Here is a 14,916-nt window from a genome sequence, read left to right on the forward strand (position 1 = left end):
CGAACGCTAACCCGCGCGGACCTTATAAGTGGCTGACGATTTCAGAACGACGGAAGTCGGCAAGCGCTACGCACAAGCGCTGTTCGACCTGGCAGACGAAAATGGCGCGCTGGACGCCGTGCGCGCGGACCTGAAGTCGCTGAGCGCGGCCTGGGCCGAGAGCGCCGACCTGCGCCGACTGGCGAACTCGCCGGTCCTCGGCGCGGACGATCAGGTCAAGGGTCTGGTCGCTATCGCCGACAAGGCGAAGTTCAATCGCGTGACGAAGAATTTCCTCGGCCTGCTGGCCCAGAACGGTCGCGCCCGCGACCTGACCGGCGTCATCATGGCCTATGAGGCGCTGTACGCGACGAAGATGGGCGTGGTCGCCGCCGAGGTGGTGTCCGCCCAGCCCCTGACCGCCGCACAATTGAAGACGATCCAGACCACGCTCCGCACCTCGCTGGGCAAGGATCCCGAACTGACGACCCGTGTCGACCCGGCGATCCTGGGCGGCCTCAAGGTCAAGGTGGGCTCGAAGCTGTTCGACGCCTCGCTGAAGACCAAGCTCGACCAGATGAAATTCGCCCTGAAGCGCGCTTAAGCGCCTTCAGCCAACGCAGACTGCAGTGGGCCTGACGGTCCGCCCCGAAGAAGACGAGACAGAGAGATCCAAATGGACATCCGCGCCGCCGAGATTTCGGCCATCCTCAAGTCGCAGATCGCCAACTTCGGCGTCGAAGCCGACGTTTCCGACGTCGGTCAGGTGCTGTCGATCGGTGACGGCGTGGCCCGCATCCACGGTCTGGACAACGTCCAGGCCGGTGAAATGCTGGAGTTCCCCAAGGCCGGCGTGAAGGGCATGGCCCTGAACCTGGAAAGCGACAACGTCGGCGCGGTGATCTTCGGTTCGGACGCCGCCATCGCGGAAGGCGACGAAGTCCGCCGCCTGGGCGAGATCGTGGACGTTCCGGTCGGCCGGGGCCTGCTGGGCCGCGTCGTCAACCCGCTGGGCGAGCCGATCGACGGCAAGGGCCCGATCGTGTCGAGCGAGCGCCGCCGCGTGGACGTCAAGGCGCCGGGCATCATCCCGCGCAAATCGGTTCACGAGCCGATGCAGACCGGCCTGAAGGCCATCGACACCCTGATCCCCGTCGGCCGCGGCCAGCGCGAGCTGATCATCGGTGACCGTCAGGTCGGCAAGACCGCCGTCGCCATCGACACCATTCTGAACCAGAAGTCGGTCAACGCCACGGACGACGAGTCCGCCAAGCTGTACTGCATCTACGTCGCCATCGGTCAGAAGCGCTCGACCGTCGCGCAGATCGTCAAGACGCTCGAGGAGTCGGGCGCCCTGGAATACACCATCGTGGTCGCCTCGACCGCGTCGGAGCCGGCCCCGCTGCAGTTCCTGGCCCCGTTCGCCGGCACCGCCATGGGCGAGTTCTTCCGTGACAACGGCATGCACGCCCTGATCGTCTATGACGATCTGTCCAAACAGGCCGTCGCCTACCGCCAGATGTCGCTGCTGCTGCGCCGTCCGCCGGGCCGTGAAGCCTATCCGGGCGACGTCTTCTACCTGCACAGCCGCCTGCTGGAGCGTTCGGCCAAGCTGAACAGCGATTACGGTTCGGGCTCGATGACCGCCCTGCCGATCATCGAAACCCAGGCCAACGACGTCTCGGCCTACATCCCGACCAACGTGATCTCGATCACCGACGGCCAGATCTTCCTCGAATCCGACCTGTTCTACCAGGGCATCCGCCCGGCCGTGAACGTCGGCATCTCGGTGTCGCGCGTGGGCTCCTCGGCCCAGACCAAGGCGATGAAGAAGGTCGCCGGCTCGATCAAGGGCGAGCTGGCCCAGTATCGGGAAATGGCCGCCTTCGCCAAGTTCGGCTCGGACCTCGACGCCTCGACCCAGAAGCTGCTGGCCCGCGGCGCCCGCCTGACCGAGCTGCTGAAGCAGCCGCAGTACAGCCCGCTGACCATGGAAGAGCAGGTCGTGTCGGTCTACGCCGGCACCCGCGGCTACCTGGACGGCGTCGCTGTCGCCGACATCGGTCGTTACGAGTCGGAACTGCTGGCCCGCATCAAGTCGTCGAACCCGGCCCTGCTGGACGGCATCCGCACGAAGAAGGACCTGACCGCCGAGCTCGAAACCGAGCTGAAGGGCGTTCTGGAAGCCTTCACCAAGACCTTCGCCTAAGTCTGACCCCCGGAAGCTGAAAGAGTAGCGCCCGATGGCCAGCCTCAAGGAAATGCGCAATCGGATCGACAGCGTGAAGTCCACGCAGAAGATCACGAAAGCCCTGAACATGGTCGCCGCGGCCAAGCTGAAGCGCGCCCAGGATCAGGCGGAAAGCGCTCGCCCCTATGCGAAGAAGATGGCCGCGGTCATCGCCAACCTGGCCGCCGGCGTGTCCGGCGACAGCGCGCCCAAGCTGCTGGCTGGCACGGGCCGTGACCAGAAGCACCTGGTCGTGGTCGCCACCGGCGACAAGGGTCTGGCGGGCGGGTTCAACTCGAACGTCATCCGCGCCGCCCGGGAACGGATCAACAGCCTGATCGCCAACGGCAAGGATGTCCGCATCATCGCCGTGGGCCGCAAGGTTCGCGACGGCCTGACCCGCCTGTACGGCGACCGGCTGATCCGCACCTTCGAGCTCAGCGAGCACAAGGTCATCGGCATGGCCGCCGCCGAGCCGATCGCCGCCCTGATCGCGGAAGAGTTCGAGGCCGGCAACGCCGACGTCGTGACCCTGTTCTACAGCCGCTTCCAGTCGGTCATCGCCCAGGTGCCGACCCCGCGCCAGCTGATCCCGGCCGTGGTGGACGGCGACGCCGCCCCGATCGACCTGAACGGCGCCGTCTACGACTATGAGCCGTCGGAAGAGGAAATCCTCGAGACGCTGCTGCCGCGCAACATCACGACCCAGGTGCTGGCCGCCCTGTACGAGAACCAGGCCAGCTTCTTCGGGGCCCAGATGGGCGCCATGGACAACGCCACCCGCAACGCCGGTGACCTGATCAACAGCCTGACCCTGCAGTACAACCGCAAGCGCCAGGCCCAGATCACCACCGAACTGATCGAGATCATCGCCGGCGCTGAAGCGCTCTGATCCGACACCTGAACAGACAAGACCTTCCGAACGGAACGAACCGATGACCGACACCGCCGCCCCGAAGAAACCCGCCGCCAAGAAGCCCGCCGCCCCCAAGGCTCCGGCCGCCGCGACGATGACCGCCGCACCGCAGGCTTCGGCCGCTGTCGCCACGGGCCGTATCGCCCAGGTCATCGGCGCCGTCGTCGACGTTGAGTTCGACGGCCACCTGCCGGCCATCCTCTCGGCCCTGGAAACGCGCAACACCGACCAGAAGACGGGCGAGCCCTTCACCCTGGTTCTGGAAGTCGCCCAGCACCTCGGCCAGAACGTGGTCCGCACCATCGCCATGGACACCACCGAGGGCCTGACCCGCGGTCAGCCGGTGACCGACACCGGCAGCTCGATCATGGCCCCGGTCGGCCCCGGCACCCTCGGCCGCATCATGAACGTCGTCGGCGCGCCGATCGACGAGCAGGGTCCGATCAAGACCACCATGTACCGCCCGATCCACCGCGAGGCGCCGTCGTTCGAAGAGCAGTCGACCTCGTCGGAAATCCTGGTCACGGGCATCAAGGTCATCGACCTGATGTGCCCCTACACCAAGGGCGGCAAGACCGGCCTGTTCGGCGGCGCCGGCGTCGGCAAGACCGTCACCATGCAGGAACTGATCAACAACATCGCCAAGGCCTACGGCGGTTACTCGGTTCTGGCCGGCGTGGGTGAACGCACCCGTGAAGGCAACGACCTGTATCACGAGATGATCGAGTCCAACGTGAACGTGGACCCCGCCAAGAACGGCGGTTCGACCGAGGGCTCCAAATGCGCCCTGGTCTACGGCCAGATGAACGAGCCTCCCGGCGCCCGCGCCCGCGTCGCCCTGACCGGCCTGGCCCAGGCCGAGTATTTCCGCGACGAAGAGGGCAAGGACGTCCTGCTGTTCGTCGACAACATCTTCCGCTTCACGCAAGCCGGTTCGGAAATGTCCGCCCTGCTGGGCCGTATCCCGTCGGCGGTGGGCTATCAGCCGACCCTGGCGACCGAGATGGGCAACCTGCAGGAACGCATCACCTCGACCAAGAAGGGCTCGATCACCTCGATCCAGGCCATCTACGTTCCCGCCGACGACCTGACCGACCCGGCCCCCGCCGCCTCGTTCGCCCACCTTGACGCCCGCACCGTTCTGTCGCGCGACATCGCCGCCCAGGCCATCTTCCCGGCCGTCGATCCGCTGGACTCGACCTCGCGGATCATGGACCCCCTGATCATCGGCGAAGAGCACTACCGCGTCGCCCGTTCGGTCCAGGAAGTCCTGCAGCAGTACAAGGCGCTGAAGGACATCATCGCCATCCTCGGCATGGACGAGCTGTCGGAAGACGACAAACTGGTCGTCTCGCGCGCCCGCAAGATCAGCCGCTTCCTGTCGCAGCCCTTCTTCGTGGCCGAGCAGTTCACCAACGCGCCGGGCAAGTTCGTCGAACTGGCCGACACGATCCGCTCGTTCAAGGGCATCGTCGCCGGTGAATACGATCACCTGCCGGAAGCCGCCTTCTACATGGTCGGTTCGATCGAGGAGGCCGTCGCCAAGGCCGAGAAGATGGCGTCGGAAGCCTGATCATGGCCGGCAAGCTGAGTTTCTCTCTCGTTTCGCCGGAACGCGAGGTCTTCGCGGGCCTCGTGGACCAGGTTGACGCGCCGGGCGTCGAGGGCGACTTCGGCGTCCTCGCCGACCACGCGCCCTTCATGACCGCCCTGCGCGAAGGCGTGGTCACGGTCATCGACGGGTCGTCGCGCCGCCAGTTCGCGGTGCACGGCGGTTTCGCCGACGTGACCCCGGCCGGCCTGACCATCCTGGCCGAACAGGCCACGGAAGTCGCCGCCGCCTGAAACCGGCGTCTGTGTTCCGAAAAGCCCCGGTCAGCCCCGCTGGCCGGGGCTTTTCCTTGGCCGGTGCTCGGGGCGGCGGGCAGCGTGGCGATGAGTGGCTAGTGACTAGTGATTAGTGGTTCGATGCCGCCGACATCGCGTCAGGACGACAACCGCCCGTTCCGGGGCGAACCACTAATCACTAGCCACTAACCACTTCACACCCACCGGCCCCGCCGCAGCGCGCACCGCCCCCCTTGACCCCCGCGCCCGCCGTCCTAGATAGCCCTGGAAGACGAGGCCACGTCCTCGCTCCCCGCCCTCGGGCCGGGACCAAGTCCGGGACGGCCCGGCCCTTTGCAAGGAGGGCCGTATTCCGATGGCCTGGATATCTCTCTTCGTCGCCGGCCTGCTCGAGATCGTGTGGGCCTATTTCATGAAGCAGTCGCACGGCTTCACCCGCCTGTGGCCCAGCGTCGCCACGCTCGGCTTCATGGGCGTCAGCTTCGCCCTGCTGTCCTTCTCGATGAAGACCCTGCCCATGGGCACGGCCTATGTCATGTGGACCGGCATCGGCGCCGTCGGCGCCTTCATCGTCGGCGTCGTCCTGCTGGGCGAGCAGATCAATCCGCTGCGCATCCTGGCGGCGGTGCTGGTCGTCAGCGGCCTTGTCCTGTTCCGCCTCGCCCCCGGCGGCGGGGCGCACTGAGGTCGAGGCGCTCGGCCGGAGGGGCCGGAGCGCTGAAAGTGGTTAGTGGTCAGTGGTTAGTGGTTCGATGCCGCCGTCGGCGGTGCAGGACCACAACGAGCGGTGACGCTGCGAACCACTGGCCACTAGCCACTAACCACTGGTCGCCCCCGCTGCCCGCCAAGCGAGCCCGATCCTTCAGATCAGCAGCGCACTGAACGTCGAGACCACCCGCTCATAGGCCTCGCGCTTGAACGGCACGATCAGGTCCGGGGCTTCGTCCAGGCTTCCCCAGCGCCAGGCGTCGAACTCGATCTCGTCGTGTTGTTCGAGGTCGATCTCGGACTCCTCGCCGGTGAAGCGGAAGGCGAACCATTTCTGCTTCTGCCCCTTCCAGCCGCGCGCCTGTTTCGACCCGCCGTAGCCCTCGGGGAAGTCATAGGCGACCCACTGCTGGATCTCGCCGATCAGGTCGGCGGAAGTGACGCCGGTCTCCTCGGCCAGTTCGCGGCGGGCGGCGGTCTCATAGTCCTCGCCGTCGTCCACCCCGCCCTGCGGGAACTGCCAGTTCTGCGGCCCCGGCGTCCCCGCGCGCCGCCCGTACCAGACCCGCCCGTCCGGATGGAACAGCACGACGCCGACATTCGGGCGGTATTGGGAGAGGTCGGTCATGGCAGGGATTAGGGACTAGGGATTGGGGATTCGGAAGAGGGTTCGGCTGAAGCGTGGCGATCTCACGTCCAATCCCTAATCCCCAGTCCCTAATCCCTGCGCGTCAGCGCCCCGGCCGCTGCGTCATCGCCGACGCCGGCGCCAGCTGCAGGCCGCGCGCGTCCAGTCCGGCGGTCCAGCGGGCCACGGCCTCGACGGTGACGGGATAGCTGAAGCCGGACCCCAGGGCCGAGCCGCGCGCCTTGGCGAGGGCTTCCAGCGCGTTCAACTGGCCGATGATGGCGGCGGGGGACTGTTCCTCGTCGATCACGCGGTTGGCGCTGGCGCGGGCCCAGGCGCCGGGTTTGCGGCTCATGGAGCCGTCGTCGATGAAGGCCACGCCGCGCGCGCGCAGCACGCCCATGAAGGCGTTCATGCCCTCTTCGGAGCTCTGGAAGCGGTCGCCCAGATAGTTGGTCACCGCGAAATAGCCGGTGGCCCGGCCCAGCAGCCAGTTCATCTTGGCGGTGATGTCGGCGGCGTCGGCGGCGGCCAGCAGGGTGTAGGGACCCGGATCATTGGCCGGGTAGCCGGTCGGCTCCATCGGCATCTCGATCATGACCTCATGCCCCTGGGCGCGGGCCAGATCGATCCAGCCCTGCAGACCCTCGGCATAGGGGACGAAGCTCAGCGTCACCTCCGGGGGCAGGCGTTCGATGGCGGCGCGGGTGGTCACGGCGTTCAGGCCCAGTCCGCCGACGACGACCGACACGCGCGGCTTGCCGTTCGCCCGGAAGGGACGGGCATAGGCCTGGGCCGGGACGCGGCCGTCGCTGGCGATGCGCGGCAGGACGCCGTCCGGGCCCGGCTGGTGCAGGCCGGCGATCGGGGCGGCGGTCAGGGGCTGGGCGGCGATGCGCGGGGCCGTCACGGGCGCGCCGTTGCCCGACACCGTGGCGCCGTCCGGCAGGGTGATCATCGCCTCGCCCATCGCGGGGTCCAGCGCGCCGTCGCCGGTCAGGTCCTGATAGGCGCCGCTCAGGGAGAAGGCGTCCATGCCCGACGGGGCCTGGGGACCGGCCGCGGGCTGCCGATGCAGGGTCGCGCTGGCCGAGGGGGCCCCGGCGCGCGGGTCGCCCAGCACGGTGATGAACAGGGCGGCGGCGCCGAGCAGCAGCAGGCCCGCGCCCGCCACCGCGACCGGCGGCTTCTTCAGCACCCGTCCGACCGGCGCGAGACGCTCGCGCAGGGGCGCCTTCACCGGCGGGGCTCCGGCAGTGGCGGCCAGGGCGGATTGACGTTTGGCGAACATGGACAGCGGACGCGCTCGGGTGGGCGGGAGCCGCGAACACGGACCCCTTCGAGGCTCACATTGCCGGGCGCCGGTTAAGAAATCCTAACGGCGCGTTAGCCATGCGGACCCTTATTCGTCCGGGGTTTCCGTCGTTTCGGTGTCCGCCAGCACCGTGCCGGGCGCCGAGGTGACGATGCCTTCGGGCGCGGCCGCCAGACGGGTCAGGTCGCCACCGGCCCGCAGCACGTCGAAGGCGCGCTCCAGCTGATAGTCCTTGTCCTTGTCATAGGCCTCGCCCGGCGCCTCGTGCGGCACATGGGCGCCCTTGCGCTCGGCACCGATGGAGGCGTCCAGCGCGGTGGAGTAGGCGGCCTCGGAATAGATGAAGCTGGACCGCGACACGATGCGGGCCTCGGCGAACGAGCGGGCGACTTCCAGGTCCGGCTCGATGCCCAGTTTCTGGATCGAGGCGCCGGAGGGGGTGTAGTAGCGCGCCGTGGTGATCGAGACCGCGCCGTCGTCGGGATTGCGCATCGGGATGACGGTCTGCACCGACCCCTTGCCGAAGCTGGTCAGGCCGACGATCGTCGCGCGCTGGTGGTCCTTCAGGGCCCCCGCCACGATCTCCGACGCGGAGGCCGAGCCGTAGTTGACCAGAACGACCAGCGGCAGGCCGTTGGTCAGGTCGCCCGGTTCGGCGGCGTAGCGCATGATCTGTTCCGGCCCGCGCCCGCGCTGGCTGACGATTTCGCCCCGCTCCAGGAAGGCGTCCGACACCGCGATGGCCGCGTCCAGCACGCCCCCGCCATTGTTGCGCAGGTCCAGCACAAAGCCCTTCAGCGCCGGGTTCTCGCGCTTCAGGCGGGCGATGGTGTCGGTCAGTTCGCGACCGGTGTTGATGTTGAAGGTCGAGATCCGGAGATAGCCGAACTCGCCCTCGACGCGGCCGGTGACCGAGTCGATGTGGATCACTTCACGGGTCAGGGTGACCTCGCGCGGCTCCTCGCCGTCGCGCAGGAAGGTCACCTTGATCGAGGTGCCCACCGCGCCGCGCAGCTTCTCCGACACCTGGCTGACCGTCAGGCCCGCGGCGTTCTGGCCGTCGATGGCCGAGATGACGTCGCCGGCGTTGACGCCCGCGCGGGCCGCCGGGCCGCCGTCCATCGGCGAAATGATCTTCACCAGCCCGCCTTCCGACGAGATGGTCAGGCCGACGCCCGAATACTGGCCCTCGGTGCGCTCGCGCAGCTCGCCGTACGCCGTCTTGGGCAGGTAGTTGGAGTGCGGGTCCAGCGCGGTCATCATCCCCTGCAGGGCCGCCTCGATCAGCTTCTTGTCGTCGACCGGCACCACATAGTTGGACTCGACGATGCCCAGCACGTCGCCGAACAGCTGGGTCATGCGGAAGGCTTCGTTGCGCGGTGTCTGACCGGCGGCGGTCGCGGCCCCCAGGCCGACCACGGTGGCGGCGGCGGCGGCGGTCATCAGCAGCTTACGCATTCGTCTTCATTCTCGGCGGACCGGGGAGGCGGTCGTGGGGGCGGTAGTCAGGAGCGGGCGCGCGACCAAATCGTGGCCGCGCTCGCGAGCGCTGGATAAAATCAGCGTCATCGCCGGTTGGGAAGCGGATTCGCGGGGAAAGGGCTGTGGGCTCGAAGAAGTGGCGGCCAGGCCCCATACACCGGGCCCGGAAAGTAGTGAGTGGCCAGTGCTTAGCGTGCGCGGGGCCCGGCGGTTGCGGAAGGGCGGCGCTGATCGCGCGGTCGCAGGCTGGTGGCCAGCCACTAGCCACTCGCCACTCGCCACTTCCCCCGCACCAGCGGCGCCGGCCTGCCACCCCCGCCAATACAGCCCCGCCCCCTCAATTCAGCCACGGCGCCGGATCGATCGCGCGTTCGTCGCGACGGAGCTCAAACCAGACCTCGCCGTCCTCGCCGGTCCGGCCCAGGGTCTGGCCGTCGGCGACCCGGGCGCCGCTTTCGACCGAGACCTCGTCCAGCCCGGCGATGACCGCGCGCCAGCCGGGGCCCAGATCGACGATCACCACCTGACCCCAGCCCGACAGAGGCCCGGCGAAGGCGACCCGCCCGGCCGCCGGCGCCCGCGCCGCCTGCCGGTCCGCCCGCCAGCGCCAGCCGTTCGCCCCGCGTCCGTACCGGGCCGAGGGCGCCCCCTCGACCGGCGCGGTCAGGCGGCTGCGCCCGGCAGGCAGGCGGGCCACGGTCGTCGGCGCATCGGCCTCCGCCGCCGGGGTCGCGGCCCCCAGCGCCCGCAGCCGGGCCTCCAGGGCGCGGCTGGCGCGCTCGGCCTGGGCCGCTTCCGAACGCAGCACGGACTGCAGCGCCGCCTTGCGGGCCGACAGGGCCTCCATCTCGCCGCGCCGGTCGCCCCGCGCGCTCTCGCTGGTGAACAGCTGCTCGCTGTTCAGCGCCGCCAGCCGCCGCACCCGCGTCAGCTCCGACTGCTCATCGGCCAGCGCCTTCGCCCGGCGTTGCAGGTCCGGGGCGATGGCGCGCATCAGGATCGAGGCCCGCACCGCGTCCACCGCCTTGTCCGACGGGACCAGCAGGGGGGGCGGCGGCTTGCGGCTCATCATCTGCAGGGCCGACAGCAGCCGGGACTGCCGTCCGCGCGCCGCCGACAGCTTCGCCGCCAGCGCGGCCTCGCGCTGACCCAGTTCGCGCAGCCGCGTCCGCTGGGCGGTGATCAGCCGGTCGTCGGCGCTCACGGCGGCGGTCAGGCGGTTCAGCTGGCGTTCCAGTCCGGCGATCTCGGCCGCGGCCTCGTCCGCCTCGGTGCGCAGCCGTCGCGCCCGCGCCTGCTCGTCGCGGAACTCCGCCTGCAGGCGCGCGACCTCGCCCGGCTCCTGCGGCGCGGCGGCCGCGACGGGCAGGGCGATCAGGCCGACCAGCAGGAGGGGCAGGAGGGGACGCATCTAATCCCTGTGGTAGGGCGATCCGGCCAGGATGGTCACGGCGCGATACAGCTGTTCCGCCAGCATCGCCCGCGCCAGGGCGTGGGGCCAGGTCTGCGGCCCGAAGGCGAGGGTCGAGGCCGCCGCGTCGCGCACGCTCGCATCCAGCCCGTCCGCCCCGCCGATGGCGAACACCAGCCGCCGCTCGCCGCGGTCGCGCAGCAGGGCGATATGGTCGGCGAAGGCGCGGCTGGAGAAGGTCTTGCCCCGCTCGTCGCACGCGATCAGGTGCGCGCCCTCGCAGGCCTTGAGGATCAGCTCGGCCTCCGGCGCCTTGCCCGGCTTGCGGGGCTCCAGATCGATCAGCTCCAGCGGACCCAGCCCCAGCGCCCGTCCCGCCAGGGTCGCGCGCTGGGCGTAGTCTTCCGCGAGCACGGCTTCGGGCCCGCGCCCCGGCTTGCCGATCGCGATGACGCCCAGCTTCATGGTCGGATCAGTGGATCAGGCGCGACTGTCGACGCGGTGGCCGCTGTCGACCGACCAGATCTTCTCGATGTTGTAGAAGGTGCGCACTTCCGGGCGGAACAGGTGGACGATGACGTCGCCGCCGTCCAGCAGCACCCAGTCGCAGTGCGGCAGGCCCGAAACCTTGACCTTGCCCAGACCCTTTTCCTTCATCAGCCGCTGCAGGTGATCCGCCAGCGCGCCGACGTGGCGGTGCGAGCGGCCCGAGGCGATGATCATGGCGTCCGACATGGGGCTTTTCCCCCGCAGGTCGATCAGGACGATGTCCTGCGCCTTGTCGTCGTCAAGCTTGCCGAGGATGGCGTTCTCGAGGTCGGTCAGCCCGACGGGAAGGGGAGCCTGTTGACCGTCTTCCGAGTGGATGGGTTCGATCTCGTCCATCTCGTGCGCCGTGTTGGAGACGGCGTCGTCGTGCGCGTCATACGCGGTAGAGGGGGTCAGCGGAGGGCTCCGGGGGTGGTTACTAAAGCGGCAGTCTAGCACAGACCCCGCCCGCCGTCACCCGCCCCGGCTCTTCGCCGCCGCGCGCAGGGCCGTGGACGATCTCGGATTGAGCGGCGCGGTCAGATAGGTCCAGGCCGGAGCGGGCATGGACGCCAAGAGCCGGGCCTTCTCCGCCGCCACCCGGGCGTCGGCGAAACGGCTGGCGGCGGGGGCCGTGCGGCTGTCCAGCAGGGAGCCGGGCCGGGCGATCACCGCCATCGGCATCAGCCGCATGATGTCGGTCCAGCCGCGCCACCGGTGGAAGCTGGCCAGATTGTCCGACCCCATCAGCCAGACGAAATTCACTCCCGGATGCCGGGCCACCAGCGCCCTCAGGGTGTCGACCGTCCACTGCGTGCCCATCCGGGTCTCGACGTCGGAGATGATCATGGACGGACCGCTCGCCGCCAGCCTCGCGGCCTCGGCGGCCGACGCCATCCGCTCGGCCAGCGGCGCGCTCTCGCGACTGTCCTTCAGCGGGTTCTGCGGCGACACCAGCCAGACCACGCGATCCAGCCCCAGCCGCCGCAGGGCGGTCTCGGCCACATGGGCGTGTCCGTCATGGGCGGGATTGAACGAGCCGCCGAACAGCCCGACCGACATGCCGGGGCTGAGGTCCAGACCGTCACGCAGCGCGCCCCGGCGAGGGCCGGGTTTCTGCGGCGCGGGACCGGCGTGGAAGAAGGACAAGGCGGGCTCGCGCGACTTATGCTCACCCGCGCCCTAACACGCCGGAACCCGGCTGTCGCGCTTCATCCGTGCGGTGAGCGTTTGAAGGTGTCTCCGACCTCGGCGGCGTCCGGCCCGTCCGGCCCGGCTTTCGTCGTCGAGGCCTCGCCGGTGCGTTTCACATCGGCGCTCGAGGTCGTCTGGTCCGGCTTGCCGCCGGGCATGGCGCCATTGGCCTTGCGGCCCTCGGTCTGTTTCGGATCGGCCATGTCGCTCTCCCTGTGTCGGAAGGAAAGCGGTGGCGTCAGGGTCCGTTCCGTCAGCCGGTGTAGCCGGCGCAGTGCGGCTGCATGTGCGCCTCGTACTCCGCCAGACTGCCGATCTCGGCCTCTTCGCGCAGCGCCTCGATCCGGCTGCGGTCCTCGATCTCGTCCGGCTCCCACTTGCCGGGCGCGGTGCAGCGGCCCTGGGTGCCGTAGCGCTGGGGCCGCTTCTCGCTGACCGCGATCCGGTCCCACAGATAGGCGTAGTTGGCGCGCGACACCTCGCCCTGCGCCACCAGCGGCTCCATCAGGGTCAGCACATGGCGCTGGAAGTCCCGGTCGCGATCCGCGTGCTGGGCCATCAGCCAGGCCGAGCTGGACGCCCGCGCCCCGGTCGCCGAGATCGTGAACCAGCCGTTGGCCGCCACATCGGCCTTCAGCCAAGCGGTGTTGTCGCCGTCGGTCAGGCAGGTGGCCCGGGTCACGGCCGTCAGCACCCGTCCCTTGGCGCCGGGGCTCAGCTCGCCCCACACCTGATCGCCGGCCGACCAGCTATGGCGATACAACTGGTCCCGCGCGGTGCGGCGCAGCAGTTCGCGCGCCCTCGGGCTGGTTTCACTTTCCAGCTGGGCATAGCGGTCCGACACCCATTTGAACGGTTCCTCGGTCGCCACCTGACCGTGCTCCAGCCCTTCGGCGAACAGGGTCCATTTGGCCCAGGCGTCGGCCGCCGCCGCGCGGTCGTCGTCAAAGGCCGCCCGGTCCGCCGCCTCGGCTGCGGCCGCCAGCCCCATCTGCACCTCGGCCTCCGCCTCGGTCAGGCAGCGCGGATCACTGTCCGCCACCACCGTCCGTCGATAGACGGCGTCGGACATCGCCTTGACGTCCACGCCCTCGGCCTTCAGCGCCATATAGTCGAAGGCCCGCGCCGCCCCGGCGTCCTCGGCCAAGGCGGCGAGAGTCGGCGTCAGCTGCGGCGGCGGCGCGCTCTGGAACCCGGCCGTCATCAGGGCGGCGGCCGTCACGGCCGTCAGCATGGCGAAGCGAAACATTGGAAGCCCTCCCGTTCACCGGGAAGAACAGCCGCGCTTCAAGGCATAATCAGGGCGGGGCCTAGGGCGCCCAGCCGCCGGGCGTCTCGACCACGCCCTCGTCATTGTCATCGACACGGGTCAGCTCGCCGCGCGTCTTGCGGACCTCGATCCAGGCGGCGCGCAGCAGTTCGGTCACGCCCTCGCCGGACACGCCCGACACCAGATAGGGCGGCTTGCCCGCGGCGGCCTGCAGGGCGGCGGCCTTCTCCTCGCGCTCTTCCGGCGACAGGGCGTCGATCTTGTTCAGCGCCAGCAGTTCGGTCTTGTCCGCCAGCCCTTCGCCATAGGCGTCCAGCTCGCCGCGGATGATGCGATAGGCCTCGACCACATCGTCCTGCGTCCCGTCGATCAGGTGGATCAGCGAGGCCGAGCGTTCCACGTGGCCCAGGAAGCGGGTGCCCAGACCCGCGCCTTCCGAGGCGCCCTCGATCAGGCCGGGGATGTCCGCGATCACGAACCGCTCGGTCGGGCTCAGGTCGACCATGCCCAGATTGGGGGCCAGGGTGGTGAAGGGATAGTCGGCGATCTTGGGCTTGGCCGCGCTCGCCGCCGACAGGAAGGTCGACTTGCCCGCGTTGGGCAGACCCGCCAGACCGATGTCGGCGATCAGCTTCAGGCGCAGCCAGACCCAGCGCTCCTGACCTTCCTGACCCGGGTTGGCGTAGGTCGGGGCCTGATTGGTCGGCCCCTTGAACCGGGTATTGCCCCAGCCGCCGTTGCCGCCCTTCAGCAGCATCTCGGTCTTGCCCGCCACATCCATGTCCAGCAGGACGGTTTCCTTGTCCTCGTCCAGCACCTGGGTGCCGACCGGGACCTTCAGCACCACGTCCTCGCCCTTGCCGCCATGCATCTGGCGACCCTGGCCGTGGTGGCCGGTCTGGGCCTTGAAATGCTGCTGGTAGCGGAAGTCGATCAGGGTGTTCAGGCCATCCATGGCCGTGATCCAGACGTTGCCGCCATGGCCGCCGTCGCCGCCGTCCGGTCCCCCGTTCGGGATGAATTTCTCGCGCCGGAACGACACGGAGCCGCCGCCGCCGTTGCCGCTGCGAATATAGATCTTGGCCTGGTCGAGGAACTTCATCGCGGGATTTCTTTGGCGCTACCGCGCGCGACGCGGTCGCTCGCTGCTGGAGCGCCGTGCCTATACCCGAAGAGAGCGGCGATTTACAGGCCGGGGTGTCGCGGATGGCCCGGGCGGGGGTCGCACCCGTCTGAACGTCTGCGCGGGCAAGTGATGAGTGGGTAGTGGTCAGTGGTTCGATGTCGCCACGATCTGGCCCGAACGAGAGCCGTCGGTGACGCGGCCATACACTGACCACTATCCACTCATCACTTGTCGCCAGATTGCTTGCGGACATAAGCGCAGACTCGCCGCCCTTGCCGGAT

At 69.2% G+C, this 14,916-nt stretch carries 16 protein-coding genes; 6 read left to right on the top strand and 10 right to left on the bottom strand.

All coding sequences use genetic code 11. The annotated features are described in order from the left end of the window. Nucleotides 1–28 precede the first annotated feature (28 nt). The 6 genes from ACW174_RS07050 (at nucleotide 29) to ACW174_RS07075 (ending at nucleotide 5,658) form a co-directional block, all read left to right on the top strand. The gene (locus tag ACW174_RS07050) at nucleotides 29–583 is read left to right on the top strand and encodes a F0F1 ATP synthase subunit delta (protein WP_492016937.1); all 555 of its coding nucleotides are present in this window, start codon (nucleotides 29–31) and stop codon (nucleotides 581–583) included. A gap of 72 nt (nucleotides 584–655) precedes the next feature. Beyond that, complete coding sequence (atpA, locus tag ACW174_RS07055; protein ID WP_492016939.1) at nucleotides 656–2,188, top strand: F0F1 ATP synthase subunit alpha; 1,533 nt, start codon at nucleotides 656–658, stop codon at nucleotides 2,186–2,188. Between the two features lie 34 nt (nucleotides 2,189–2,222). Next, the gene (locus ACW174_RS07060) at nucleotides 2,223–3,101 is read left to right on the top strand and encodes a F0F1 ATP synthase subunit gamma (RefSeq protein ID WP_492016940.1); all 879 of its coding nucleotides are present in this window, start codon (nucleotides 2,223–2,225) and stop codon (nucleotides 3,099–3,101) included. A gap of 43 nt (nucleotides 3,102–3,144) precedes the next feature. Then, nucleotides 3,145–4,698, top strand: a complete 1,554-nt coding sequence (gene atpD / locus ACW174_RS07065; RefSeq protein ID WP_492016941.1) for a F0F1 ATP synthase subunit beta — start codon at nucleotides 3,145–3,147, stop codon at nucleotides 4,696–4,698. A 2-nt stretch (nucleotides 4,699–4,700) separates the two neighbouring features. Further along, the gene (locus ACW174_RS07070; RefSeq protein WP_492016942.1) at nucleotides 4,701–4,970 is read left to right on the top strand and encodes an ATP synthase F1 subunit epsilon; all 270 of its coding nucleotides are present in this window, start codon (nucleotides 4,701–4,703) and stop codon (nucleotides 4,968–4,970) included. Nucleotides 4,971–5,328: 358 nt separating this feature from the next. Continuing rightward, nucleotides 5,329–5,658, top strand: a complete 330-nt coding sequence (locus ACW174_RS07075) for a DMT family transporter (protein WP_492016943.1) — start codon at nucleotides 5,329–5,331, stop codon at nucleotides 5,656–5,658. A 177-nt stretch (nucleotides 5,659–5,835) separates the two neighbouring features. Here the strand turns inward: ACW174_RS07075 and ACW174_RS07080 are convergent, their stop codons facing one another. The 10 genes from ACW174_RS07080 to obgE form a co-directional block, all read right to left on the bottom strand. Next, a complete protein-coding gene (locus tag ACW174_RS07080) occupies nucleotides 5,836–6,309 on the bottom strand; it encodes an RNA pyrophosphohydrolase (protein WP_492016944.1) in 474 nt (157 codons plus the stop codon). 103 nt (nucleotides 6,310–6,412) lie between these two features. After that, nucleotides 6,413–7,600 (bottom strand): divergent polysaccharide deacetylase family protein, encoded by a 1,188-nt coding sequence (locus ACW174_RS07085; protein ID WP_492016945.1) that lies wholly within the window; start codon nucleotides 7,598–7,600, stop codon nucleotides 6,413–6,415. A 111-nt stretch (nucleotides 7,601–7,711) separates the two neighbouring features. Further along, nucleotides 7,712–9,082 (bottom strand): S41 family peptidase, encoded by a 1,371-nt coding sequence (locus ACW174_RS07090; RefSeq protein ID WP_492016946.1) that lies wholly within the window; start codon nucleotides 9,080–9,082, stop codon nucleotides 7,712–7,714. 361 nt (nucleotides 9,083–9,443) lie between these two features. Continuing rightward, nucleotides 9,444–10,517: a murein hydrolase activator EnvC family protein gene (locus ACW174_RS07095; protein ID WP_492016947.1), complete on the bottom strand. Its 1,074-nt coding sequence runs from the start codon at nucleotides 10,515–10,517 to the stop codon at nucleotides 9,444–9,446. Then, nucleotides 10,518–10,982, bottom strand: coding sequence for a 23S rRNA (pseudouridine(1915)-N(3))-methyltransferase RlmH (gene rlmH, locus ACW174_RS07100; RefSeq protein WP_492016948.1), 465 nt, complete (start codon nucleotides 10,980–10,982; stop codon nucleotides 10,518–10,520). Nucleotides 10,983–10,997: 15 nt separating this feature from the next. Further along, a complete protein-coding gene (gene rsfS / locus ACW174_RS07105; protein WP_492016949.1) occupies nucleotides 10,998–11,402 on the bottom strand; it encodes a ribosome silencing factor in 405 nt (134 codons plus the stop codon). Between the two features lie 117 nt (nucleotides 11,403–11,519). Then, nucleotides 11,520–12,107 carry a nicotinate-nucleotide adenylyltransferase gene (locus ACW174_RS07110; protein WP_492017249.1) on the bottom strand — a complete coding sequence of 196 codons (588 nt, stop codon included), beginning with the start codon at nucleotides 12,105–12,107 and terminating at the stop codon, nucleotides 11,520–11,522. Nucleotides 12,108–12,256: 149 nt separating this feature from the next. Beyond that, nucleotides 12,257–12,442: a hypothetical protein gene (locus ACW174_RS07115; protein ID WP_492016950.1), complete on the bottom strand. Its 186-nt coding sequence runs from the start codon at nucleotides 12,440–12,442 to the stop codon at nucleotides 12,257–12,259. 50 nt (nucleotides 12,443–12,492) lie between these two features. Continuing rightward, on the bottom strand, nucleotides 12,493–13,488 hold the full coding sequence (locus ACW174_RS07120) for a DUF6624 domain-containing protein (RefSeq protein WP_492016951.1): 996 nt from the start codon (nucleotides 13,486–13,488) through the stop codon (nucleotides 12,493–12,495). Nucleotides 13,489–13,549: 61 nt separating this feature from the next. Further along, nucleotides 13,550–14,611, bottom strand: coding sequence for a GTPase ObgE (gene obgE, locus ACW174_RS07125; protein WP_492016952.1), 1,062 nt, complete (start codon nucleotides 14,609–14,611; stop codon nucleotides 13,550–13,552). Nucleotides 14,612–14,916 lie beyond the last annotated feature (305 nt).

It is taken from the genome of Brevundimonas sp. AVps31 (genome assembly GCF_058681355.1).

Bases quoted from the DNA above. Each gene is read 5' to 3' on its own strand.
- atpA (WP_492016939.1), top strand. From the start codon at position 656: ATGGACATCCGCGCCGCCGAGATTTCGGCCATCCTCAAGTCGCAGATC.
- ACW174_RS07060 (WP_492016940.1), top strand. From the start codon at position 2,223: ATGGCCAGCCTCAAGGAAATGCGCAATCGGATCGACAGCGTGAAGTCC.
- atpD (WP_492016941.1), top strand. From the start codon at position 3,145: ATGACCGACACCGCCGCCCCGAAGAAACCCGCCGCCAAGAAGCCCGCC.
- ACW174_RS07070 (WP_492016942.1), top strand. From the start codon at position 4,701: ATGGCCGGCAAGCTGAGTTTCTCTCTCGTTTCGCCGGAACGCGAGGTC.
- ACW174_RS07075 (WP_492016943.1), top strand. From the start codon at position 5,329: ATGGCCTGGATATCTCTCTTCGTCGCCGGCCTGCTCGAGATCGTGTGG.
- ACW174_RS07080 (WP_492016944.1), bottom strand. From the start codon at position 6,309: ATGACCGACCTCTCCCAATACCGCCCGAATGTCGGCGTCGTGCTGTTC.
- ACW174_RS07085 (WP_492016945.1), bottom strand. From the start codon at position 7,600: ATGTTCGCCAAACGTCAATCCGCCCTGGCCGCCACTGCCGGAGCCCCG.
- ACW174_RS07090 (WP_492016946.1), bottom strand. From the start codon at position 9,082: ATGCGTAAGCTGCTGATGACCGCCGCCGCCGCCGCCACCGTGGTCGGC.
- ACW174_RS07095 (WP_492016947.1), bottom strand. From the start codon at position 10,517: ATGCGTCCCCTCCTGCCCCTCCTGCTGGTCGGCCTGATCGCCCTGCCC.
- rlmH (WP_492016948.1), bottom strand. From the start codon at position 10,982: ATGAAGCTGGGCGTCATCGCGATCGGCAAGCCGGGGCGCGGGCCCGAA.
- rsfS (WP_492016949.1), bottom strand. From the start codon at position 11,402: ATGGACGAGATCGAACCCATCCACTCGGAAGACGGTCAACAGGCTCCC.
- ACW174_RS07110 (WP_492017249.1), bottom strand. From the start codon at position 12,107: ATGTCGGTCGGGCTGTTCGGCGGCTCGTTCAATCCCGCCCATGACGGA.
- ACW174_RS07115 (WP_492016950.1), bottom strand. From the start codon at position 12,442: ATGGCCGATCCGAAACAGACCGAGGGCCGCAAGGCCAATGGCGCCATG.
- ACW174_RS07120 (WP_492016951.1), bottom strand. From the start codon at position 13,488: ATGTTTCGCTTCGCCATGCTGACGGCCGTGACGGCCGCCGCCCTGATG.
- obgE (WP_492016952.1), bottom strand. From the start codon at position 14,611: ATGAAGTTCCTCGACCAGGCCAAGATCTATATTCGCAGCGGCAACGGC.